Raw genomic sequence first — 20,140 nt, 5'->3', positions numbered from 1 at the left:
GTTCCGACGCCGCCGCCGTCTCCCGAAGCCATGCTGGGGGCGAGGAGGCGGTATGGAATGGATCGGGTTGATCACCGCGGCGACGTTCCGCGCGCCGGGCAGGGCCTTGGAACGCGACCTCGCCAGCGGCAGCCTGCAGGCGGCCGTGGAAGAGCTGGCCCGCGCCCGCGGGCTGCCGCCGCCCAGGCTGCCGGAGCCGCCGCTTGCGGAACTGCAGGCGGCCTACACCCGCCTCTTCGTCGCCAACCCCGGAGGCCTGCCCGCGCCCCCCTACGCGGGCTACGCGCTCGACGGTCGGCTGATGGGCGGCGCGGAGGAAGCGCTCGAGCGCTTCTACGCGGAACACGGCCTGGTGACCCGGGAGGGCTGGGACGACCTGCCCGACCACCTCGCCGCCCTGGGCGAGGCGATCGCGCTGCTCGGGGAGACCGACCCCGAAGCGGCGCGGGCGCTGGCGCGCGGCTACCTCGAGCCCTGGCTCGAACGCTACGCCGAGGTGGTGGCCCGGGAAGACCCCACCGGCTTCTACGGCGCGATCTGCACCTTCCTGAAAAAGGCACTGGAGGCGGAACATGAAGCTCGACCGTAGGCGTTTCCTCAAACTCAGCGCGGCCAGCGTGGGCGCCGTGGCGTTCGGCGGCCGGGCCGCGGCCCTGCGCGCCCCCTGGGCGGTGCCCCGAAAGTGGTACGCCGGCGAGGTCCGCACCGTTTACTCCTACTGCGAGAACTGCTTCTGGAAGTGCGGCATCGCGGTCAAGGTGGAAGGCGGCCGGGTGCGCAAGATCGACGGCCAGAAACACAACCCCAAGTCGCGCGGCCGCCTCTGCCCGCGCGGCCAGGGGGGCGTGGCCCAGCTCTACGACCCCGACCGCCTCAAGCGGCCGCTGATCCGCGTGGAGGGCAGCGAGCGGGGCGAGGGCAAGTACCGCGAGGCCAGCTGGGAAGAAGCCCTCGACTACGTGGCCGAGCGGATGCTGAAGATCAAGGAGCAATACGGCCCCGAGGCCGTCGCCTGGTTCGGCCACGGCAGCGGCGACACCTGGTTCGTGGAGTACCTGCCCGCCGCCTGGGGCAGCCCCAACGCCGCCAAGCCGGCGGTGAGCATCTGCACCGCCCCGCGCGAGACCGCGAGCCAGTGGACCTTCGGCCGCCCCATTGGCGGCCACGAGCCGGTGGACTGGACCGAAAGCCGCTACATCGTCCTGATCGGCCACCACATCGGCGAGGACACCCACAACACCCAGCTCCAGGACTTTTCCGAAGCCCTCCGGCGCGGTGCCAAGCTGGTGGTGGTGGACCCGCGCTTCTCCACCGCCGCCTCCAAGGCCCACCGCTGGCTGCCCATCAAACCGGGCACCGACCTGGCGCTCCTGCTCGCCTGGATTCACGTCCTCATCAAGGAGAACCTCTACGACCGCGACTACGTGCAGAAGTACACCGTCGGTTTCGAGCAGCTGGCCGTCCACAGCAACAAGCACACCCCCGAGTGGGCCGAAAAGATCACCGAGATTCCGGCCGGGACGATCCGCGCCGTCGCCCGCGAGATGGCCGCGGCCGCGCCGCGGGCGGTGCTGCCGCCGGGGCGCCACACCGTCTGGTACGGCGACGACACCCAGCGGATGCGCGCGGTCTACATCCTGAACGCCCTGCTTGGCAACTACGGCGTGCCCGGGGGCTTCTACCTGGCCAAGCCGCCCTACCTGGAGCCCTACCCCCACCCGCCCTTCCCGCTCGAGCCCGCCGCCGGCGGCTGCAGCGGCTCGTCGGGAGGCGAGGAGGAGGTACCCGAAGGCTTCAAGCCGCGGGCCGACAAGGGCAAGTTCTTCGCCAAGACGACCGCCATCCAGGAGCTCATCGAGCCGATGCTCACCGGCGAACCCTACCCCATCCGCGGCCTCGTCTGCTACGGCACCAACCTCTTCCACTCCATCCCCAACGTGCCCCGCACCAAGGAGGCGTTGAAAAAGCTCGACCTCTACGTCGCCATCGACGTGCTGCCGATGGAGCACGTGATGTGGGCCGACGTGATCCTGCCCGAGTGCACCTACCTCGAGCGCTACGACGACCTGGTCGCCATCGCCCACAAGACCCCCTTCATCGAGCTGCGCCAGCCCGCGGTCGAACCCCTGTGGGACACCAAGCCGGGCTGGTGGATCGCCCGCGAGCTGGGGCTGCGGCTGGGGCTCGAGAAGTACTTCCCGTGGAAGGACATCGAGGAGTACCTGGACACCCGCCTCCAGCTCATCGGCTCGAGCCTCGAGGAGATGAAGCAGAAGGGGACGCTGATCCAGCGCGGCCGGCCCTACCTGAAAGACTGGGAGCGCCGCCGCCGCAACCCCTTCGGCACCCCCTCGGGCAAGATCGAGCTCTACTCCGAGACCTTCGCCAAGCACGGCCTCGACCCGCTCCCCGACTACACCCCGCCAATGCCGGTGCCCGAAGGCTACTACCGTCTGCTCTACGGCCGCACCCCGGTGCACAGCTTCGCCAAGACCCAGAACAACTGGGTGCTGATGGAGCTGAAGCCCGAAAACGAGGTCTGGATCAACCGTCGGGAGGGCGAGCGGCTGGGCCTCGTGCAGGGCGAGTACGTCTGGCTCGAGAACGACGTCGGCGTGCGCGAGGGGCCGGTTCGGGTGCGGCTGACCGAGCGCATCCGCCGCGACTGCGTCTACCTGGTGCACGGTTTCGGGCACAAGGCCAAGGGCCTGCGCCTGGCCTACGGCCGCGGCGCCTCGGACAACGCGCTGCAAACCCGATACGTCCTCGACCCCATCTCCGGGGGCGCGGCGCTGCGCAACAACTTCGTCAAGGTCGTGAAGGGCGCCCCCCGGCCGAAGCGGAAGCGGATCGGGCAGCTCGCCCGCGAAAGGAGGCTCTAGATGGCCCGCTACGCGATGCTCATCGACCTCGCGGCCTGCGTGGGCTGCGCCGCCTGCGCCGCCGCCTGCGTCCTCGAAAACGAGGTGCCGCCGGGGCACGGCCGGCTCTGGATCCGACAGCGCGAGCTCGGCGCCTTCCCCGACGTCACCGTGGAGTACCGCCCGGAGCAGTGCCTCCACTGCGAACGCCCGCCCTGCGTGCCCGTCTGCCCCACCGGGGCCAGCCACCAGACCGAGGACGGCCTGGTGCTGGTGCGCGCCGAGCGCTGCATCGCCTGCGCCGCCTGCATCGCCGCCTGCCCGTACGACGCCCGCTTCATGAACCCCGCGGGTTACGTGGACAAGTGCACCTTCTGCGAGCACCGACTCGCCCGGGGCGAGGACCCCGCCTGCGTGGAGACCTGCCCCACGGGCTGCCGCGTCTTCGGCGACCTGGACGACCCGGAAAGCCCGCTCCACGCCTGGCTCGCTGAAGCCGAGCGGGTGGACGTGCTCCGGCCCGAGATGGGCACCGCGCCCAAGCTGCTCTACCTGAACACGCCCTCGAAGCGCGGGCTCGCCAACCACGAAAGCGAGGTGGAGTCATGACCACGTTCTACGGCCTTCCCGGAGCCGAGGCCTTCTGGCACTGGACGACGCTGGTGCACTTCCTCCTCGTCGCCCTCGCCGGGGGCACGGCGTTCTACACCGCGGTGCTGGGGATCCGGCGTGCGGCGTCGGCGCGCGGCCTCGCCTGGCTGGCGCTGGCCTTCATCGTGCTGGACCTCTTCATGCTCTGGGCCGAGTCGCCCGCGCGCTTCCGCTTCAGCCACGTCTGGCTCTTCCTGAGCTTCGAACCCGCCTCGGCGATCTGGTGGGGCGCCTGGGGGCTGGCGACGAGCGCGCTGATGCTGTTGCTGCTCGCGCTCGGCCTGGGGCCGGCGCGCTTCTGGGCAGGCGTTCTCGCCCTGACGAGCGCCGTCGTGCTCGCCTACCCGGGCTACGCCCTGGCCGCGAATGCGGCGCGCCCCTTGTGGGACCACCTGCTCCTCGCCTTCTTCCCCGCGAGCGGGCTGCTGCTGGCGCTGGCCGTGCTCGTCTGGCTGCGGCCCGCGGAGGAGGCCGCACCCTGGTTGCAGGTCGCGGCGTTGGCTAGCCTGGCGCTCGCCGCCCTCTACCCGGTGGCCCTCGCCAGCGGCGGGGCGGACGCGCGGCTGGCCTTCGCGCTTTGGCTGCGCGGCTGGGGCTGGTTCCTGCTGGGGGGCGGCCTTCTCTTCCTGGCCGCCTTCCTGGCGCGGCGGGCCCCGGCGCTCGCGGGGGCGTGCGCGCTCGCCGGCGCCTTCGTGCTCCGCAGCTGGATCGTGGAGCAGGGGCAGCACTCGTTCTTCGTACACGGCTTCTAGGGGGAGGAACCCCCTGAGCAGAATCGCTGGAGGTGAGTCATGAAAAGAGCGGTATGGATCGGCATCATCGGCTTGATTTCGCTAGGCGTCTTCGCCCAGACCCAGGTGGTCAACACCCAGGCGGCCCAGGCGGTCATGCAGGTCATCAAGGAAGTCAGCACCCAGGGCTGGGGTTTCATCACCCCGGACAAGGCGGCCGACTTCATCGACGAGGTGAACCCCTTCATCCTCGACGTACGCACGCCCAAGGAGTGGGACGAGACCGGCGTGATCCCGGGCGCGGTCACGATTCCGCTCACCGAGCTCGACCAGCACCTGAGCGAGCTGCCCCCGCTCAACAAGCCCATCCTGGTCTACTGCAAGGCGGGCGCGCGCGGGCAGTACGCGCTCACCTACCTGAAGGTGCTGGGCTACAAGAACGTCAAGAACCTCAAGGGCGGCATCACCGCCTGGATCAACGCGGGTTTCGAGGTCGCCAAGAAGTAGCGCCCTCCGCCTTCCCTACCCTAGCCCGCCGCCTCGCGCGGCGGGCGGTTTTCGGTCCCGCCGGCCCACTCGACGGCCTCGCGTCCGCCGTCGAAGCGCAGCAGCGCGGCCAGGCGGGCGCGCGAGTAGACCCGGTGCGGACGCTCGGGAATGAAGGCGGTGACGATGTCGACCCAGCGGGGCTTGGCGTACTCGAGCACCACGTGCAGCGGCAGTTTGACGCGCCTGCCGAAGACCATGTACCCCAGCACGAGCATGCGGGCGTCCTCGGGGTAGACGGCGAGTTCGCGCCCCCAGCGCAGCGCCGTGAGCACGTCGCGCTCGAGGAAACCCTCCTGGAGCATGTGCCGGGCGACGTGGGGGCCCAGGCGGTAGCGGCCGGCCTCGATGTGCTCGAGCAAGGTGTGCAGCCTGCGAATTTTGGGCATGGCCCTCCCCCTGCCTGCAGTTTACCAGTCCCCGTCCTGGCGCGCGGCGATCACCGCGCCGTAGACCGCCTCCGCCCCGCCGGCGCGCAGCACCCGCTCCACCGCCCGGAAGGTGGCCCCGGTGGTCCAGACGTCGTCGACGAGCAGCCAGCGACGGTGCTCGAGCTCGCGTTGCAGGAAGAAGGTGCCGGCCTTCATGCGCGCGCGCTCGTCGCGTCGCCGGCGCGTCTGGCTGGGGGTGTACCTGCGCGCCACCGCGCGCACGAAAGGCAGTTCGAGCCGCTCGGCGATGCGCCGCCCCAACAACTCGGCGGGGTTGTAGCCGCGCACGAGCGCCCGCCACCAGGTGGTGGGCACCGCGGTAACGGCGTCGAGCGCCCATCCGGCCTCGCGCACCCCTTCGGCGAGGGCGTCGGCCAGCGGGGCGACCAGCCGCCGGCCGCCCTTGAACTTCAGGGCCCGCACCGCGCCGCGCCATTTGCGGTAGCCCCCCAGGTAGACGAGGTTCTGCCAGCGCCGCGCGTGCAGTTCCGAGCGGCAGCGCCGGCACAGCCCCGGGGCGTCCAGGTCGCGCCCGCAGACGGGGCAGCGGGCGCCGAGAACGGACTCGAACTCCACGTGGCCCCCTAGCCCGCGTGCGGTTCGACCCCGTTCCGCGCGCGCCCGCGGCGCTCCGTCCGCCTTTCTGGAATACCCGCGCGACCGCGCGCGGCCAGTATAGGGTTCATGCAATTAGTTTAATTGTTTGAACCGCTGCGGGCAAGCCGGGGGTCAGGCGTCCGGGTAGAGTACGGCCTTCACGCCCTCGCCGCGCTCGAGCAGCTCGAAGGCCTCGCGGTAGTCCGCCATCGCGAAGCGGTGGGTGATCAGCGGCTCGAGGTCCACCCGGCCGCTGTAGATCAGGCCGCTGCCCTGGTACCAGGTCTCGTAGAGGCGGCGGCCGGCGATGCCCACCGCGGTGATGCCGCGCATCACCAGCTCGCCCGCGAGGTCGAAGCGGATGGGGTCGGAGGGGATGCCCAGGATCCGCGCCTCGCCGCCCGGCATCAGCGCCTGCAGGCCCTGGTGGATGGCCCGCTCGCTGCCCGAGAACTCGAGCAGCACCTCCACCCCCTGGCCGCCGGTGAGCTCGCGCACGACCTCCACCGGGTCCTCCTCACGCACGTTCACCACCCGGTCGGCGCCCATGCGCCGGGCGAACTCGAGGCGGTAGGGCTGCAGGTCGGTGGCCACCACCAGCGTGGCCCCGCTGGCGCGCGCCACCGCGATGGCCATCAGCCCGATGGGCCCCGCGCCGGTGACGAGGACGGTCCTGCCCTCGACCCCCACGCCCGAATAGACGGTGTGGACGGCGTTGCCGAAGGGCTCGAGCACCGCGGCGATCTCCCAGGGCAGGTCGGGCGGATTGACCCAGGCGTTCTCGGCGGGCACGGTGGCGTACTCGGCGAAACCGCCGTCGGTGTCCACGCCGAGGATGCGGGTGTTCTGGCAGATGTGCCCCTTGCCGGTGCGGCACTGGTAGCAGGTGTGGCAGACGATGTGGCTCTCCAGGCTCACGTGGTCGCCCACCCGCGGGGTGGCGACGCCGGGGCCCACGGCCTCGACCACGCCCGCGAACTCGTGTCCGGTGATCACCGGGGGTCTGAGCCGGCCCGCGGCCCAGTGGTCCCAGCGCCAGATGTGCAGGTCGGTGCCGCAGATCGAAGCCGCGCGGATCTTGACCAGGATCTCGCCCGGTCCGGGCTCGCGCACGTCCACCTCGCGGAGCGTCAGGCCGGGCGCGGGGGTTTCCTTGACGAGGGCTTTCATCCTGGATTCAGGCTAACACGCGCGCGCCCTATAATGGGCGTGGAAAACGAGGTGATGCATGGCTGGACATAGCAAGTGGGCCCAGATCAAACGCAAGAAGGCGGCCAACGACGCCAAACGCGGCAAGCTGATCACCAAGCACATGCGCGCCATCGCCGCGGCGGCGCGCTCGGGCGGCGGCCCCGACCCCGCCGGCAACGTGCAGCTGCGCAACGCCATCGAGGCCGCCAAGCGCGACGACGTGCCCGCCGACAACATCGAGCGGCTGCTCGCCAAGCTGCGCGGCGAGGGCGAAGGGGCCACCCAGTACGAAGAGATCGTCTACGAAGGCTACGCCCCCGGCGGCGTCGCCCTGCTCGTCTTCGCGCTCACCGACAACCGCAACCGCACCGCCGGCGAGGTGCGCCACGTCTTCAGCAAGCACGGCGGCTCGCTCGGCGCCAGCGGCGCGGTGGCCTGGCAGTTCGAGCGCAAGGGGCTGATCGTGCTGCCCGATACCGGTGAGGCGGCGCAGGAGGCGGCCATCGAGGCGGGGGCTCTCGACCTCGAGGAATCCGACGGCGTTCTCGAGGTCTACACCGACCCCACCGAGGTCTACGCGGTGGCGCGCGCCCTCGAGGAGGCCGGCTTCAAGCCCGACGCGGTCGAGATCACCATGATCCCGCAGAACACCACGGCGCTGCCCGAGGAAGAGGCGCAGAAGGTGCTGCGCATGATCGAAGCCCTGGAAGATCTGGACGACGTGCAGAACGTCTACTCGAACCTGGACCTGGAAGGCGTCGTGGCCTGAGCCGTGGTCGTCCTGGGCATCGATCCCGGAATCAGCAACCTGGGCCTGGGCGTCGTCGAGGGCGACGGCGCCCGGGCCCGCTTCCTGCACGCCGAGCTCGTGCGCACCCGGCACGGCGACCCGGCGGCGGCGCGGGTGGGCGCAATCTACGAGGCGGTCGCCGGCGCCATCGCGGAACACCGGCCCGAGGCGGTCGCGGTGGAGGCCCAGTTCTTCTACCGCCAGAACGAGCTCGCCTACAAGGTGGGCTGGGCGATGGGCGCGGTCTTCCTGGCCGCGGGGCAGGCGGGGCTCGAGGTCTTCCAGTACGGGCCCATGGAGGTGAAGCGCGCCCTGGTGGGCACCGGCCGCGCCGACAAACGCCAGGTCGCCTTCATGGTGCGGGCGCTGCTCGGCCTCAAGCAGACGCCTTCGAGCAGCCACGCCGCCGACGCCCTGGCCGTGGCCCTCACCCACCTGGCCCACCTGCGCACCGGGACGACGCCCCGGGTTTGAGCCCCCTCGCCTGGGGGTGTTCGCCGCCCCCGAGGCGGTCTATGCTGGAGCAAATGCCACCTCACGGAGGACCCTCATGAAGCGACTTCTTTGGACGGGCGCGCTGCTTGCGCTGCTGGGGCTGGCGTCCGCGCAGGACGTGCGCAGCCTGGGCATGGGCGGATTGACGCTCCCCGGGCCCGCGGCCGCCGACCTGAACCCCGCCTACGCCGCGTACCCGAACGACCGGTTCGGGGCCGGCGGCGGCTTCACCCTGCCCCTGGGGCTCGTCAACCTGGCGCTGCGGCCGAGCGTCAGCCCGCTCTACTACTTCACCGACCGGACCGTCTTCAAGGACAACTTCGACCTGCTCGCCTTCTACGACCAGGCGACCCACCTCGGCGAGTTCGTGCTCAACCCCCCCGCGAGCCCGACCGAGATCGTCTTTCACGTGAGCGCGGACGGCGTCCAGATCACCGACGGCGCGGGCAACCCCTTCGACCTCGAACGCTACGCCGCCTCCTCGAGGCCTCCGCAGGGTGCGCTGCCGGCGCCGCTCTTTCAGTTCAACGTCCCCAGCGGCGTGCCCGGACTGCGGCTGGCGGCCGGCGCCTTCCTCGACGCCGGAGGATTCGGCCTGAAACCCGACGACCAGCTCCTCGCGGACCTGGCCGCGGGGGCCTTGCAGCCGGACACCACCTACCGCCTCAGCGCCCGCGGCGCCGTCAAGGGCGGCGTGACCGCCACCGTGGGCTACGCCGCCGCGCTGCCGCAGATCCCCGGTTTCGAGGGCCGCCTCTACCTGGGGACGCAGGTGCAAGGGTTCTACGGCCTCCTCTACGCCGACGCCACGGTGACGGCCGAGACGACGACCGACGCCTCCGGGGCCCCCGGACCCGTGGGGTACTCGACGGACACCTTCTACCTCTACCCCGGCAACGGCCAGGGCTTTGGCGTCCAGGTCGACCTCGGTGTCGCCCTCGACTACGCCGAGGGCACCTACGGCCTGGGGGTGCGGAACCTCGTCGGCTACCGGAGCTGGAACGGACACCGCCGGATCACCGACACCGCCGGGAACGTGACTTCCGACACCCCGGAAACCCGGACGTTCACCGGCTTCCAGCCCGACGTCTACGCCAACGCCGCCTACCTGCAGCCGCTCGAGGGAGCGGGCGAGGTGTTGCTGGGCGCCGACCTGGGCTACGCCGGCGGGCAGGTGCGCGGCCACCTCGGCGCCGAATACCGCCTGGGCATCGTGCGCCTCCGCGGCGGCGTCGGCTACGAAGACGGCCTCAAGCTGGGGCTGGGGGCGGGCTTCGCCTTCGGTCCCGTTCGCACCGATCTGGCCCTCACCCGCCACGCGGCCCCGTTCACCGGGCAGACGGTCTTCGGCCTCGCCGCCAGCCTGGGGCTGTCGTTCTAGGAGGTTGTGATGAAACGCCTGTTCCTCTTGTCGCTGCTGCTGCTGCTCACCCTCGCCGCCTGCAGCGCCCGAACCCTGCTCGTCGCGGACGTGGACGTCCTCTCGTTCGTCGACGCGGCCGACCTCGAAGGCGACCTGACCGTTCCGGGCAGCGTACAGGTCTTCGTCCCCGACGCCGACGGCGACCCCCTCACGCCCGATGGGGGACAGCTGGTGGACCAGCTGCCGGTGCTGGACGCGCTGGCGGGCTTCGCGGTCCGGGTGACCGTGGAGGTGGAGAACACCGGCGGCGGAACGCTCCAGGTCGCCGCCGAGTTCCGGCTCGCGCCCGCATCCGACAGCGCCGACATCTACGACGGCGTCCAGGACCTGAAGCTGGCCGAAGCCGGGTTTCAGCTCGACCCGGGTGCGCGCCGCACGATCACCCTGGAAGCCGAACTCGTGCAGGGCGACGCCGGCATGGAGTTGATCACCCAGGAAGGCTTCCGCGTGGGCATGAAGATCGCGGCGACCGGCGCAAGCAGCGTTCACTACCGGATCACCGGATTCGACCTGCAGCTCAAGCAGCGCCCCTTCGACCTGATTCCGAGCGGCTGAGCGTGTTCCCGGCCCTTGCACCGCACCCCCGGGGGGCTTAGACTTCCAGTGCGGAGGGGGCTGAGAGTTGGAGCAGCGGAAACTCTTTAAAGGCAAACGCACGCGCACCCCGGGTGGCGAAACCATCGTCCGTCTTTCCGGGGTGCGCAAACGTTTCGACCGCCACACCACCGCGCTTGACGGAGTGGACCTCGAGGTCCGCGCCGGCGAGTTCTTCAGCCTCCTAGGCCCTTCGGGCTGCGGCAAGACGACGCTGCTGCGCATCCTCGCGGGGTTCGAGGAACCCGACGAGGGCCGGGTCGAGATCGCGGGAAGCGGCATGCAGGGCGTTCCCCCGTACCGCCGGCCCGTCAATCTGGTCTTCCAGAACTACGCCCTCTTCCCGCACATGAACGTCTTCGACAACATCGCCTTCGGCTTGCGCATGAAGCGGCTCGCGGGCGAAGAAATTCGCGCGCGGGTGGGCTGGGCGCTGGAACTGGTCGACATCGCCGAGCTCGAGCGCCGCCGCCCCCACGAACTCTCCGGGGGCCAGAAGCAGCGGGTCGCGCTCGCGCGTGCCCTGGTCAACGAACCCGAGGTGCTGCTCCTCGACGAACCCCTGGGCGCGCTCGACTACAAGCTGCGCAAGCAGCTGCAGGTCGAGCTGATGAACCTGCAGGAGGAGCTGGGGCTCACCTTCATCTACGTCACCCACGACCAGGAAGAGGCCCTGGTGATGTCGGACCGCATCGCGGTGATGCGCGCCGGCCGCATCGAACAGCTGGGCCTGCCGGAGGCCCTGTACGAGCGCCCCGCCAGCCGTTTCGTCGCCCAGTTCCTGGGGACCTCCAACCTCATCCCCGCCCGGGCCGTGGGCGAGCGGCAGGTGGAGACCCCGTTGGGACCCCTGCGGGTGGCCGAAGCGCTGGAGACGGGGCGGCGGTACACCCTTTCGATCCGGCCGGAGAAGGTGCGGCTCAGCCGCCGCATCCAGCCCGGGCCCAACCGCATCGAAGCGCGCGTCGACGACATCATCTACACCGGCGCCGAGAACCAGTACCTCCTCGACGCCGGCGGCTTCGAGCTGGTCGCCTACACCCTCAACTCGGACATCCAGGAGCCCGGCTACGAAGAGTTCGACTACGACGAGCGCATCGCCGTCCATCTGCCCGAGGAGAACCTGGTCGTCATCCATGAATAAGCGCACCCGCTGGACGCGTCTCCTGCCCACCCTGGGGCCGGGCACGGCCTGGTTGCTCGTCTTCACCCTCGTACCGACGCTGCTGATCTTCTACACCTCGTTCCTGCAGCGCGATCCCCACGGCTGGCTCAGCGGCCCGCTGACCCTCGAGAACTACCGCCGCTTCTTCGGCATCGGGCCGGACGGCCTCGACCCGCTCTACCTCAACATCCTGGGACGCAGCCTGCTGCTCGGCTTCGTCACCACCTTGGCGACGGTGCTGATCGGCTACCCCTTCGCCTTCTTCATCGCCGGCAGCCCCCGGAAGAACCTGCTGCTGCTGCTCGTGGTGCTGCCCTTCTGGACCAACTTCCTCATCCGCGTCTACGCCTGGATCGTGATCTTTCAGCGCAAGGGGGTGCTCAACGCCCTGCTCGGGCAGTTCGGCCTGGACCCGGTGCTGCTCTATCCAAGCTGGACCGCCGTCTACGTGGGCACGATCTACACCTACCTGCCCTTCCTGATCCTGCCGCTCTACGCCTCGGTGGAGAAGATCGACTGGACCTTGCTGGAGGCGGCCCACGACCTGGGGGCCGGCAAGCTCCGGGGGTTCTGGCACGCCGTCTTCCCGCAGACGCTGCCCGGCCTGATCGCGGGCATCCTGCTCGTATTCATCCCCGCGGTCGGCACCTTCGTCATCTCGGATCTGCTCGGCGCGGGCAAGGCGATCCTGGTGGGCAACGTGATCCAGCAACAGTTCGGCGCCTCGCGCGACTGGGCCTTCGGTTCGGCCGCGGCCTTCGTGCTCATGGCCGTGGTGCTGACCGGACTCTGGCTCTACGCCCGCTGGGCGGGGGAGCGCGGCATGGAGGAGCTGGTATGACGACCCGCCGCTGGCTGACGCTGCACGGCGTCCTGGTGCTGCTCTTCCTCTACCTGCCGATCGCCGTCATCGTCGTGCTCTCGTTCAACGAGAGCAAGTACGGCGTCGCCTGGCACGGCTTCACGCTGAAGTGGTACCGGCAGCTGCTCGAGCACACCCGCATCCACCCCTACGTCTGGAACAGCCTGATCGTCGCCACGGTCTCGACCTTCCTCTCTACGGTGCTGGGCACCCTGCTGGCGCTGGGGCTCGCCCGCTACCGCTTCCCCTGGCGGGGCGGGCTGCTCTTCCTGCTCTACATCCCCGTCGTCATCCCCGACGTGGTGATGGGCGTCTCGCTGCTCCTCTTCTTCGCCTGGGTGCAGCGCGCCTTCGACGCGCTGCACCTGGGCCTCACGACCGTCATCCTCGGCCACGTCAGCTTCCAGATCGCCTACGTGACGCTCGTCGTCAAGAGCCGGCTCGCGGGCCTCGACCCCAGCCTGGACGAGGCCGCGGCCGACCTGGGCGCGGCCGGGTGGACGCGCTTCTGGAAGGTGACCTTCCCGCTGATCGCTCCGGGCATCGCGGCCGCGGCGCTGCTGGCCTTCACCCTCAGCCTCGACGACTTCGTGATCACCTTCTTCACCGCGGGTCCCGGGGCGACGACGCTGCCGATCTACATCTTCTCCAGCGTCAAGCGCGGGGTCACGCCGGAAATCCACGCGCTCTCGACGCTCATGATCTTGGTCACCACGCTGGCCCTCATCGCGGTCCAGCGGGTACAGGCAAGGAGGTGAGGATGAAAAGGCTCATCGCAGGACTGGGAACGTTGCTGTTGCTCGTGGGTATGGCCAAGGGGGAGCTGAGGATCTTCAACTGGTCCGACTACATCCCCGAAGAGGTGCTGGTCGAGTTCGAACGGCGCTACGACGTGCGCATCATTTACGACACCTTCGAAGCACCCGAGGCCATGATGGCCAAGCTGCAGGCCGGTGGGGCCCGCGAGTACGACCTCGTCGTCCCCCCCGACTACTACGTGGCCGAGATGGCGCGCGCGGGGTTGATCCAGCCGCTCGACCACGACCGCATCCCCAACCTGAAGAACCTGTATCCCGAGTTCCAGAACCCCGACTACGATCCGGGCAACCGCTACTCGGTCCCCTACCAGTGGGGCACGACGGGCATCGCCTACCGCGCCAGCGAGGTCAAGCAGCCCGTCGACTCCTGGGGGGTCTTCTTCGACCCCGCGCAGTACCAGGGCCCCTTCCTGCTGCTCGACGAGATGCGCGAGACCATCGGGGCGGCGCTCAAGTACCTGGGCTACTCGCTCAACGATACCGACCCCGCCCACCTGGAGGAGGCCAAGCAGCTGCTCATCGACGCCAAACGGCGCGGTCTGGGCTTCGCCGGCAGCGTGGAGGGCCGCAGCCGGCTGCTGGCCGGGGACGCCGTCGTGGTGCACAACTACTCGGGCGACATCTTCCAGATCCAGGAAGAGGACGACGACATCGTCTACGTCATCCCCAAGGAGGGGGGCACCATCTGGATGGACGCCGTGGCCATGCCCGCCGGCGCGCCCCACCCGGACCTCGCCTACGCCTTCTTGAACTTCATCCTGGAGCCGGAGATCGCCGCGGCCATCTCGAACTACAACTACTACGCCTCTCCGGTGCAGGCGGCGGAACCCTACCTCGACCCCGAGCTGCTGAACGACCCCGCCGTCTACCCGCCGCCCGAGGTGCGCGCCAAGCTCGAGTTCATCCGCGACGCCGGGGCTGCGCTGCCCCTCTTCGACCGGATCTGGACCGAGGTGAAGGCCCGCTAGCTGCGGCCCGTCCCCGCACAGCGGGCTGATATAATCCGCCTGGAGGTGTACACGATGCGAAAACTCGTGACCTTGCTGATCGCGTTGCTGGCGCTCGCTCCGCTGGCGCTGGCGGACGGCGCCGCCGACTACGGCAAGTTCTGCGCCAGCTGCCACGGCGCCACCGGACAGGGCACCCCGGGGGTCTTCCCGCCCCTGGCCGACTGGGCCGGCCACTTCGCCCAAAACGACGAGGGCCGCGCCTACCTGGTTCACGTGATCGTCTTCGGGCTCCAGGGGCAGATCAGCGCCCAGGGCAAGACCTACAACGGCTTCATGCCCCCCTTCGCCCAGCTTTCCAACGATCAGGTCGCGGGAATCCTGAACTACCTGCTGACCGAGTGGAACAAGGACCTGCTCCCCAAGGACTTCCGACCCCTGACCGCGGACGAGGTGGCCAAGCTGCGCGCCAAGGCCCTCACCCCCGCCGACGTTTTTAAGGCCCGCCAGGCCTTGGTGGAATCGCTCGGGATCAAGTAACGACGCCCCATCCCGCCGCCCCGGGCTCCTGGGGCGGCTTTTCTTTTGTAGGATGGGCGTGATGCGACGCCTCCTGGTCGTCTTCCTGCTCCTGGGTCTGGCCCAGGCGCAGCCCCTGAGGATCGCGGCGGCGGCCAACCTGAGTCCGGTGCTGCCCGAGCTGGTGGCCGCCTACGAAGCCGCACACCCCGGCGTCCAGGTGGGGGTCTCCTACGGCGCTTCGGGCCAGCTCGTCGAGCAGATCCGCCGGGGGGCACCCTTCCAGGTCTTCCTTTCGGCCAGCCCCGACTACGTGCGGCACCTCGCAGAAGGCGGGGTGCGCGTCTACGCCGAGGCGCCGTTCGCCCGCAGCCCCCTCGTCCTCTACGTTCCCTCGCGCCTGGGCATCGAACCCACGGGCTTCGACGTTCTCGCGGATCCGCGCGTACGCCGCGTCGTCGTCGCCAACCCCGCCTACGCCCCCTTCGGCAAGGCGGCGCTGGCCGCTCTCCGGCGGGCGGGCTGGTACGCGCGCGTCGAGGCCAAGCTGATCTTCGCCGCCAACGTCTCGCAGGCCGCGCAGATGACGGTGCAGGGGGCCGACGCCGGCTTCCTCGCCCTCTCCTCGGCGCTCCACCCCACCCTGCGACAGCGGGGCGCCTACTGGCGGGTGCCCGACGACCTCTACCCGCCGCTGCTCCAGGTCGCCGCGCAGCTCGATCCCGGCCCCGAGGCGCAGAGCTTCGTCGCCTTCCTGAGCGGCGACGAAGCGCGCGCCATCCTGGCGCGCCACGGGTACGCGACGCCATGACCGAAGCCTTCCTGCTCTCGTTCAAGCTGGCGGCCCTCACCTCACTCACCCTGCTGGTGCTGGGCGTGCCGCTGGCCTACGCGTTGGTCTTCAAGCGCGTGCCCGCCCGCGCCCTCGTCGAGGCCGTCTTCCTGATGCCGCTGACCCTGCCGCCCACCGTGCTGGGGTACTACCTGCTGATCCTGCTCGCACCCGAGGGGTTCCTCGGCCGCCTCGGCCTCGACTGGGCCTTCCGCTTCGAGGGCATCTGGCTGGCCTCGGTGATCTTCAGCCTGCCGTTCGCCCTCACCGCCTACCGGGAAGCTTTCCAGGCCGTCGAGCCCGAGGTGCTGGAGGTCTCGCGCACCCTCGGTCTGGGCACCTTCCGACGCTGGCGCCGGGTCATCCTTCCTTGGATCTGGCCGGGGTTGCTCTCCGGGACGCTGCTCGCCTTCGCGCACACCCTGGGCGAGTTCGGGGTCGTGCTCATGGTCGGCGGCAACCTGCCGGGCGAGACGCGCGTGGCCAGCATCTACATCTTCGACCTCGTCCAGGCCCTCGAGTTCGAGCAGGCCGCACGGGCCGCGCTCGTCTTCGTCGCCCTCTCCTTCGTCATGGTGCTGGCCGTGCGCACACTGGAGGTCCGGTGGAGATCGATTACCGGCTCGAGCGTCCGCTGAACCTGCACGCCCGCCTGCGCGTCGAGGGCCTGACGGCGCTCCTGGGCGAGTCGGGGTCCGGAAAGACGAGCCTCCTGCGGGCCCTGGCCGGCCTGATCCGGGCCCGCGGCCGGCCCTTCGGAGGGTTGCGCCCCGAACACCGGCGCGTCGGCTACCTGCCGCAGGGGTACGCGCTGGTGCCCCACATGACCGCGCTGGAAAACGTGGCCTTGCCGCTGCGGGGGCCGGAGGCCGGCCGCACCGCGCGGCGCTGGCTCGAGCGCGTGGAGCTCGCGCACCTGGCGGACCGCCGCCCGCACGAGCTCTCCGGCGGAGAGCGCCAGCGCGTCGCCCTCGCCCGGGCGCTGGCGCTGGAGCCGCGGCTGCTGCTGTTGGACGAACCGACGAGCGCGCTGGACGCCGCCACCCGCGAGACGACGATCGACCTGATCGACCGGATCGTGGCCGAGGTGGGGCTGCCCACCCTGCTCGTCACCCACGACCGCTACGTCGCCGCCCGCAGCCGCTCCCTGGCGGTGCTGGAGCACGGGGCCGTGCGCCAGCAAGGGCCGCCCGACGAGGTCTTCGCCCGCCCCGCGACCCTGGGGATCGCCCGCCTCGTGGGCTTCGCCAACGTCTTCTCCGGAAAGGTGGCCGGACACGAAGCGGAAGGCGTCTGGATCGAAACGGAGGGGCTGCGCGTCTTCGCCCCCACCGACGCGCCGCCGCCGCCGGGGCGGACGGTGCACTGGGGGATCCGCCCCGAAGAGGTGATGATCGTGCGCCCCGACCGGCCGCTCAGCTCACCGCTGGCCCGCAACCGGCTCGCGGTGGTCGTCCGCCGTCTGGTGAAGAAGGGCCTCGCCTACGCGGTCCGTGTCGAGGGCGCGCTGGTCCTCGAGGTGCTCCTCCCCCGCCACGTACAAGACCGCCTCCGCTTGCGCGAAGGCGATCGCATCGAGGTGGCCCTCAAGCCCACCTACGTTCACTTGTTCTCTTCGGAAGGCTTCTCTTCCTGATCCTCCTTGAGCCCCTTCTTGAACTCGCTGGCCGAGCGGCCCAGGCCGCGGGCCAGTTCGGGGAGTTTTCGCGCACCGAAGAGCAGCACGATGATCAAGAGGATCAAAATGATTTCTACCGGTCCCAGGTTCATCTCTCCTCCTTTAGCGGCGGCGCAGGTAACGCAACCCCGTCCACAGCAGCACGGCCGCGAAGATCCACCTCAGTATACCTTCGGGGATGCCCAGGGCCACCTGCCCTCCCGAGAAGGCCCCCACCACGATGCCAAGCAGCAATCCGGGGGCGATCTTGCGGTCGATGTGCCCCATGCGCCCGTGGGTGTAGGCGCCGATCAGCGAGGGCAGGATCATGGCCATGAGCGCCGTCCCCTGCGCCAGCTGCTGCGGCTCTCCGGCCCCCAGGACCAGCGCGGGCACCATCACCGTCCCCCCGCCGATGCCGAGAAGCCCGGAAAGGAAACCCGCGAGCCCGCCGGCGCCGAGCAACACGACCCAGCTCAGCGCGCCGGCGCCGCCGGCCGCGACGTGCGGAAGCTGCTTCTTGAACGGCAGCAGGAAGGCGGTCAGGATCAGGAAGCTGCCGAAGATGCGGCGCAGGCTGCGGGCGTCGAGCTTCTGGGTGTAGCGCGCGCCCAACCGGGCCGTCATCATCGCGGTGACGGTGAGCAGGGCGGCGGCGACGTAGTCGACGCTGCCCCCCAGGGCGTAGCTGACGCCGCCGACGAGGGCGGTGCCCGCGACCGCCATGAGGCTGGTGCCGTGGGCGCGGTGCTGGTCGAGCCGGGCCCAGCTTACGAGCAGGGGGACCATGATCACCCCTCCGCCCAGCCCCACGAGCGCTCCGAAGCCGCCCGCCAGGAAGCCGATCAGAAAACCAATCACGCCCCCTACTCTACCGCCACCCGGGGCGCGGGCCCAAATCTAGGCGGGCTCGTAGCGGTCGCGGTAGACGAGCTGGGCGAGGCCGAGCGCCAGGTAGGTGGTGAGCAGGCTGGTTCCGCCGTAGCTCATCAGGGGGAGGGTGATGCCCGTCACCGGCGCGACGCCCAACGTGACGCCGACGTTCACGAGGAGCTGGAAGGCCAGCAGGCTCATCACCCCCGCGAGCACGAGGCGGTCGCCGTCGTGGAGCACCTCCACGGCCATCACCCCCAGGCGGTAGAGCAGGGCCGCGTAGCCGAGCAGCACCGCGAGCGCGCCCACGAGCCCCATCTCCTCGGCCAGGACCGAGAAGATGAAGTCGGTGTGGCGCTCGGGAACGAAGCCCAGCTGCGCCTGGGTGCCCTGCCCGTACCCCTTGCCGGCGACGCCGCCGGAACCGATGGCGATCATCGACTGGATCACCTGGAAGCCGGCCCCCAGGGGGTCGCTCGAGGGGTTCAGCAACACCAGGATCCGTTCCTGCTGGTGCGGCTTGAGGTTGGGCCAGACGACCGTCGGCACCAGCACCGCCGCCAGCAGGACGGCGACGGCGAGGTGCCGCCAGGGCAGGCCGCGAACGAAGAAGATGCCGAAGACGATGGCCGAGAGCACGAGCGCGCCGCCCAGGTCGGGCTCCACCAGGGTGAGGGCGACCGGGGGCAGGGCCAGCGCGAGGGGGAGCAGGTAGTCGCGCCAGCGCTCGAGCCCGCGGCCGTGGAGGAAGCGGGCGAGGGCCAGGATCAGCGCCAGCTTGGCGAGCTCCGAGGGCTGGAGCCGGAACGGGCCCAGCACGAACCAGGAGCGCGCCCCGTTCACCTCGCGACCGAAGAAGAGCACGGCGACGAGGAGCAGCAGGCTCAGGCCGTAGGCGACGTAGGCCCAGCGGTAGACCGTCGCCTTGCGGAAGAGCTGCAACAGCGCCGCGGCCACGAAGGCCACCCCCGTGAAGAGCAGCTGCAGCTTCCACAGCCGCGGGTTGGGGGCGGCGCTCGCGAGCACGAAGAGGCCGGCGACGTTGAGGCCCAGCGTCAGCAGGGCCAGGGGCCAGTCGTAAAGGGTGAGGTCGAGCCTGCGGATCATGAACGAACCGGGATGTCGGCGATCAGGACCATGCGCTCACCGCGCTGTTCGAATTCGATCTCCATCTCGCGGTCCTCGGTGGGGAAGTACTTCTGCAAGACCTTGAGCAGGTCCCGCTTCAGGGCCTCGACCTGTCCGGGGGGCAGCTTGGCGCGGTCGTAGGCGAGCACCAGCTGCAACCGCTCCTTGGCCTTCTGCTTGCTCTTCTTGCGGCGCCACCAGAACATCACCGGCCTCCAAAGATGCGGCGGACCGTCTGCCACAGCCCCGACGCCTCGTCGAGGCTGGGAAAGGGCACCTCCTCGCCGCGGATGCGGCGGGCGATGTTGCGGAACTCCTCGCCGGCCGCCGACCGTTCCTTGCGCAGCGCCACCGGCTCGCCGATGTTGGTGGAGACGAGGATGCCCTCGTCCTCAGGCACGATGCCGATCAGGCCGAGGCCCAGGATCTCGACGATGTCGTCGACCGAGAGCATGTCCCCGCGCTTGACCATCTTGGGGCGGATGCGGTTGACGATCAGCCGGTTCTCGGCCACCTCGCCGGCCTCGAGCAACCCCACAATGCGGTCGGCGTCGCGCACCGAACTGACCTCGGGGTTGACCACGACGAGCGCCCCCTCCGCCGGCGCCGCCGCGGTCTGGAAACCCCGCTCGATGCCCGCCGGGGAGTCGATGAGCACCCGGTCGAAACCCTCGTCCTCGATCAGGTGCTTCACCACCGCGCGAAAGATCTTTGGGTCCAGGGCCTCCTTGTCGCGCGTCTGCGAGGCCGGGAGCAGGTAGAGGTTCTCCACCCGTTTGTCGCGGATCAGCGCCTGGCGCATCTTGCAGCGGCCCTCGAGCACGTCGATCAGGTCGAAGACGACGCGCCCCTCCAGCCCCATCACCACGTCCAGGTTGCGCAACCCGACGTCGACGTCGATCACGGCCACCTTCTCGCCCTCGCGCGCCAGCGCCGCGCCCACGTTGGCCGTGGTGGTGGTCTTGCCGACGCCTCCCTTCCCCGATGTCACGACGATCGCTTTAGCTTGCAACGCGCCCTCCTCCTTCA

Annotated in this window: 25 protein-coding genes; 17 read left to right on the top strand and 8 right to left on the bottom strand. The window is 70.1% G+C overall.

What is annotated here, in order from left to right; translation table 11 throughout:
- Nucleotides 1-52 precede the first annotated feature (52 nt).
- The 5 genes from OCEPR_RS05040 to OCEPR_RS05020 are packed head-to-tail and all read left to right on the top strand — an operon-like array spanning nucleotide 53 to nucleotide 4,750.
- A complete protein-coding gene (locus OCEPR_RS05040; protein WP_013457630.1) occupies nucleotides 53-589 on the top strand; it encodes a TorD/DmsD family molecular chaperone in 537 nt (178 codons plus the stop codon).
- Complete coding sequence (locus OCEPR_RS05035) at nucleotides 573-2,882, top strand: molybdopterin-dependent oxidoreductase (protein ID WP_013457629.1); 2,310 nt, start codon at nucleotides 573-575, stop codon at nucleotides 2,880-2,882. The genes OCEPR_RS05040 and OCEPR_RS05035 overlap by 17 nt, the downstream gene beginning before the upstream one ends.
- Nucleotides 2,883-3,470 carry a 4Fe-4S dicluster domain-containing protein gene (locus OCEPR_RS05030; RefSeq protein ID WP_013457628.1) on the top strand — a complete coding sequence of 196 codons (588 nt, stop codon included), beginning with the start codon at nucleotides 2,883-2,885 and terminating at the stop codon, nucleotides 3,468-3,470.
- Nucleotides 3,467-4,264, top strand: coding sequence for a polysulfide reductase NrfD family protein (locus tag OCEPR_RS05025; RefSeq protein WP_013457627.1), 798 nt, complete (start codon nucleotides 3,467-3,469; stop codon nucleotides 4,262-4,264). The genes OCEPR_RS05030 and OCEPR_RS05025 overlap by 4 nt, the downstream gene beginning before the upstream one ends.
- Nucleotides 4,265-4,303: 39 nt before the next feature.
- Nucleotides 4,304-4,750, top strand: a complete 447-nt coding sequence (locus tag OCEPR_RS05020; protein ID WP_013457626.1) for a rhodanese-like domain-containing protein — start codon at nucleotides 4,304-4,306, stop codon at nucleotides 4,748-4,750.
- A gap of 20 nt (nucleotides 4,751-4,770) precedes the next feature.
- Here OCEPR_RS05020 and OCEPR_RS05015 read toward each other — a convergent pair whose 3' ends face one another.
- The 3 genes from OCEPR_RS05015 to tdh all read right to left on the bottom strand — a co-directional run bounded on the left by OCEPR_RS05015 (nucleotide 4,771) and on the right by tdh (nucleotide 6,987).
- The gene (locus tag OCEPR_RS05015; RefSeq protein ID WP_013457625.1) at nucleotides 4,771-5,178 is read right to left on the bottom strand and encodes a DUF4258 domain-containing protein; all 408 of its coding nucleotides are present in this window, start codon (nucleotides 5,176-5,178) and stop codon (nucleotides 4,771-4,773) included.
- Nucleotides 5,179-5,199: 21 nt separating this feature from the next.
- Nucleotides 5,200-5,796, bottom strand: a complete 597-nt coding sequence (locus OCEPR_RS05010; RefSeq protein ID WP_013457624.1) for a ComF family protein — start codon at nucleotides 5,794-5,796, stop codon at nucleotides 5,200-5,202.
- 153 nt (nucleotides 5,797-5,949) lie between these two features.
- Nucleotides 5,950-6,987, bottom strand: a complete 1,038-nt coding sequence (gene tdh / locus OCEPR_RS05005; RefSeq protein ID WP_013457623.1) for an L-threonine 3-dehydrogenase — start codon at nucleotides 6,985-6,987, stop codon at nucleotides 5,950-5,952.
- A 58-nt stretch (nucleotides 6,988-7,045) separates the two neighbouring features.
- On the opposite strand from tdh, the gene OCEPR_RS05000 reads away from it, so the two are divergent.
- The 12 genes from OCEPR_RS05000 (at nucleotide 7,046) to OCEPR_RS04945 (ending at nucleotide 17,089) form a co-directional block, all read left to right on the top strand.
- Nucleotides 7,046-7,777: a YebC/PmpR family DNA-binding transcriptional regulator gene (locus OCEPR_RS05000; RefSeq protein WP_013457622.1), complete on the top strand. Its 732-nt coding sequence runs from the start codon at nucleotides 7,046-7,048 to the stop codon at nucleotides 7,775-7,777.
- 3 nt (nucleotides 7,778-7,780) lie between these two features.
- On the top strand, nucleotides 7,781-8,272 hold the full coding sequence (gene ruvC / locus OCEPR_RS04995; protein WP_013457621.1) for a crossover junction endodeoxyribonuclease RuvC: 492 nt from the start codon (nucleotides 7,781-7,783) through the stop codon (nucleotides 8,270-8,272).
- 76 nt (nucleotides 8,273-8,348) lie between these two features.
- Nucleotides 8,349-9,674 carry a hypothetical protein gene (locus tag OCEPR_RS04990; RefSeq protein WP_013457620.1) on the top strand — a complete coding sequence of 442 codons (1,326 nt, stop codon included), beginning with the start codon at nucleotides 8,349-8,351 and terminating at the stop codon, nucleotides 9,672-9,674.
- A gap of 9 nt (nucleotides 9,675-9,683) precedes the next feature.
- Nucleotides 9,684-10,271 carry a hypothetical protein gene (locus OCEPR_RS04985; RefSeq protein WP_013457619.1) on the top strand — a complete coding sequence of 196 codons (588 nt, stop codon included), beginning with the start codon at nucleotides 9,684-9,686 and terminating at the stop codon, nucleotides 10,269-10,271.
- Between the two features lie 67 nt (nucleotides 10,272-10,338).
- Nucleotides 10,339-11,454, top strand: a complete 1,116-nt coding sequence (locus OCEPR_RS04980) for an ABC transporter ATP-binding protein (protein ID WP_013457618.1) — start codon at nucleotides 10,339-10,341, stop codon at nucleotides 11,452-11,454.
- On the top strand, nucleotides 11,447-12,316 hold the full coding sequence (locus tag OCEPR_RS04975) for an ABC transporter permease (RefSeq protein ID WP_013457617.1): 870 nt from the start codon (nucleotides 11,447-11,449) through the stop codon (nucleotides 12,314-12,316). Before OCEPR_RS04980 ends, OCEPR_RS04975 begins: the two co-directional genes overlap by 8 nt.
- A complete protein-coding gene (locus OCEPR_RS04970; protein WP_013457616.1) occupies nucleotides 12,313-13,095 on the top strand; it encodes an ABC transporter permease in 783 nt (260 codons plus the stop codon). Before OCEPR_RS04975 ends, OCEPR_RS04970 begins: the two co-directional genes overlap by 4 nt.
- Before the next feature lie 2 nt (nucleotides 13,096-13,097).
- Entirely contained in the window at nucleotides 13,098-14,123 is a 1,026-nt protein-coding gene (locus OCEPR_RS04965) for a polyamine ABC transporter substrate-binding protein (protein WP_013457615.1), read from the top strand.
- Between the two features lie 54 nt (nucleotides 14,124-14,177).
- Nucleotides 14,178-14,642, top strand: a complete 465-nt coding sequence (locus OCEPR_RS04960; RefSeq protein ID WP_013457614.1) for a c-type cytochrome — start codon at nucleotides 14,178-14,180, stop codon at nucleotides 14,640-14,642.
- 61 nt (nucleotides 14,643-14,703) lie between these two features.
- Nucleotides 14,704-15,432, top strand: coding sequence for a molybdate ABC transporter substrate-binding protein (gene modA, locus OCEPR_RS04955; protein ID WP_013457613.1), 729 nt, complete (start codon nucleotides 14,704-14,706; stop codon nucleotides 15,430-15,432).
- Nucleotides 15,429-16,091, top strand: coding sequence for a molybdate ABC transporter permease subunit (gene modB, locus OCEPR_RS04950; RefSeq protein ID WP_013457612.1), 663 nt, complete (start codon nucleotides 15,429-15,431; stop codon nucleotides 16,089-16,091). The genes modA and modB overlap by 4 nt, the downstream gene beginning before the upstream one ends.
- Nucleotides 16,058-17,089 (top strand): ABC transporter ATP-binding protein, encoded by a 1,032-nt coding sequence (locus OCEPR_RS04945; protein ID WP_013457611.1) that lies wholly within the window; start codon nucleotides 16,058-16,060, stop codon nucleotides 17,087-17,089. Before modB ends, OCEPR_RS04945 begins: the two co-directional genes overlap by 34 nt.
- Here the strand turns inward: OCEPR_RS04945 and OCEPR_RS04940 are convergent.
- Genes OCEPR_RS04940 through minD form a run of 5 tightly spaced genes read right to left on the bottom strand, consistent with a single transcriptional unit; the run spans nucleotide 17,056 to nucleotide 20,123 of the window.
- Nucleotides 17,056-17,223 carry a twin-arginine translocase TatA/TatE family subunit gene (locus OCEPR_RS04940; RefSeq protein ID WP_013457610.1) on the bottom strand — a complete coding sequence of 56 codons (168 nt, stop codon included), beginning with the start codon at nucleotides 17,221-17,223 and terminating at the stop codon, nucleotides 17,056-17,058. The two genes, OCEPR_RS04945 and OCEPR_RS04940, sit on opposite strands and share 34 nt — an antisense overlap.
- Before the next feature lie 10 nt (nucleotides 17,224-17,233).
- Nucleotides 17,234-17,968 carry a sulfite exporter TauE/SafE family protein gene (locus OCEPR_RS04935; RefSeq protein WP_041554625.1) on the bottom strand — a complete coding sequence of 245 codons (735 nt, stop codon included), beginning with the start codon at nucleotides 17,966-17,968 and terminating at the stop codon, nucleotides 17,234-17,236.
- 42 nt (nucleotides 17,969-18,010) lie between these two features.
- On the bottom strand, nucleotides 18,011-19,090 hold the full coding sequence (gene rodA / locus OCEPR_RS04930; protein ID WP_013457608.1) for a rod shape-determining protein RodA: 1,080 nt from the start codon (nucleotides 19,088-19,090) through the stop codon (nucleotides 18,011-18,013).
- Nucleotides 19,087-19,317 carry a cell division topological specificity factor MinE gene (gene minE / locus OCEPR_RS04925; protein WP_013457607.1) on the bottom strand — a complete coding sequence of 77 codons (231 nt, stop codon included), beginning with the start codon at nucleotides 19,315-19,317 and terminating at the stop codon, nucleotides 19,087-19,089. Before minE ends, rodA begins: the two co-directional genes overlap by 4 nt.
- Entirely contained in the window at nucleotides 19,317-20,123 is an 807-nt protein-coding gene (gene minD / locus OCEPR_RS04920; protein WP_041554623.1) for a septum site-determining protein MinD, read from the bottom strand. Before minD ends, minE begins: the two co-directional genes overlap by 1 nt.
- Nucleotides 20,124-20,140: the final 17 nt, after the last annotated feature.

The sequence above is a fragment of the Oceanithermus profundus DSM 14977 genome (assembly GCF_000183745.1).
In the GTDB taxonomy this organism is placed as follows: Bacteria; Deinococcota; Deinococci; order Deinococcales; family Marinithermaceae; genus Oceanithermus; species Oceanithermus profundus.
Note: the sequence above shows the minus strand (reverse complement) of the source record. Positions and strands in the feature narration are given on the sequence as shown.

Bases quoted from the DNA above. Each gene is read 5' to 3' on its own strand.
- OCEPR_RS05040 (WP_013457630.1), top strand. From the start codon at position 53: ATGGAATGGATCGGGTTGATCACCGCGGCGACGTTCCGCGCGCCGGGC.
- OCEPR_RS05035 (WP_013457629.1), top strand. From the start codon at position 573: ATGAAGCTCGACCGTAGGCGTTTCCTCAAACTCAGCGCGGCCAGCGTG.
- OCEPR_RS05030 (WP_013457628.1), top strand. From the start codon at position 2,883: ATGGCCCGCTACGCGATGCTCATCGACCTCGCGGCCTGCGTGGGCTGC.
- OCEPR_RS05025 (WP_013457627.1), top strand. From the start codon at position 3,467: ATGACCACGTTCTACGGCCTTCCCGGAGCCGAGGCCTTCTGGCACTGG.
- OCEPR_RS05020 (WP_013457626.1), top strand. From the start codon at position 4,304: ATGAAAAGAGCGGTATGGATCGGCATCATCGGCTTGATTTCGCTAGGC.
- OCEPR_RS05015 (WP_013457625.1), bottom strand. From the start codon at position 5,178: ATGCCCAAAATTCGCAGGCTGCACACCTTGCTCGAGCACATCGAGGCC.
- tdh (WP_013457623.1), bottom strand. From the start codon at position 6,987: ATGAAAGCCCTCGTCAAGGAAACCCCCGCGCCCGGCCTGACGCTCCGC.
- OCEPR_RS05000 (WP_013457622.1), top strand. From the start codon at position 7,046: ATGGCTGGACATAGCAAGTGGGCCCAGATCAAACGCAAGAAGGCGGCC.
- OCEPR_RS04990 (WP_013457620.1), top strand. From the start codon at position 8,349: ATGAAGCGACTTCTTTGGACGGGCGCGCTGCTTGCGCTGCTGGGGCTG.
- OCEPR_RS04985 (WP_013457619.1), top strand. From the start codon at position 9,684: ATGAAACGCCTGTTCCTCTTGTCGCTGCTGCTGCTGCTCACCCTCGCC.
- OCEPR_RS04975 (WP_013457617.1), top strand. From the start codon at position 11,447: ATGAATAAGCGCACCCGCTGGACGCGTCTCCTGCCCACCCTGGGGCCG.
- OCEPR_RS04970 (WP_013457616.1), top strand. From the start codon at position 12,313: ATGACGACCCGCCGCTGGCTGACGCTGCACGGCGTCCTGGTGCTGCTC.
- OCEPR_RS04965 (WP_013457615.1), top strand. From the start codon at position 13,098: ATGAAAAGGCTCATCGCAGGACTGGGAACGTTGCTGTTGCTCGTGGGT.
- OCEPR_RS04960 (WP_013457614.1), top strand. From the start codon at position 14,178: ATGCGAAAACTCGTGACCTTGCTGATCGCGTTGCTGGCGCTCGCTCCG.
- modA (WP_013457613.1), top strand. From the start codon at position 14,704: ATGCGACGCCTCCTGGTCGTCTTCCTGCTCCTGGGTCTGGCCCAGGCG.
- modB (WP_013457612.1), top strand. From the start codon at position 15,429: ATGACCGAAGCCTTCCTGCTCTCGTTCAAGCTGGCGGCCCTCACCTCA.
- OCEPR_RS04940 (WP_013457610.1), bottom strand. From the start codon at position 17,223: ATGAACCTGGGACCGGTAGAAATCATTTTGATCCTCTTGATCATCGTG.
- rodA (WP_013457608.1), bottom strand. From the start codon at position 19,090: ATGATCCGCAGGCTCGACCTCACCCTTTACGACTGGCCCCTGGCCCTG.
- minE (WP_013457607.1), bottom strand. From the start codon at position 19,317: ATGTTCTGGTGGCGCCGCAAGAAGAGCAAGCAGAAGGCCAAGGAGCGG.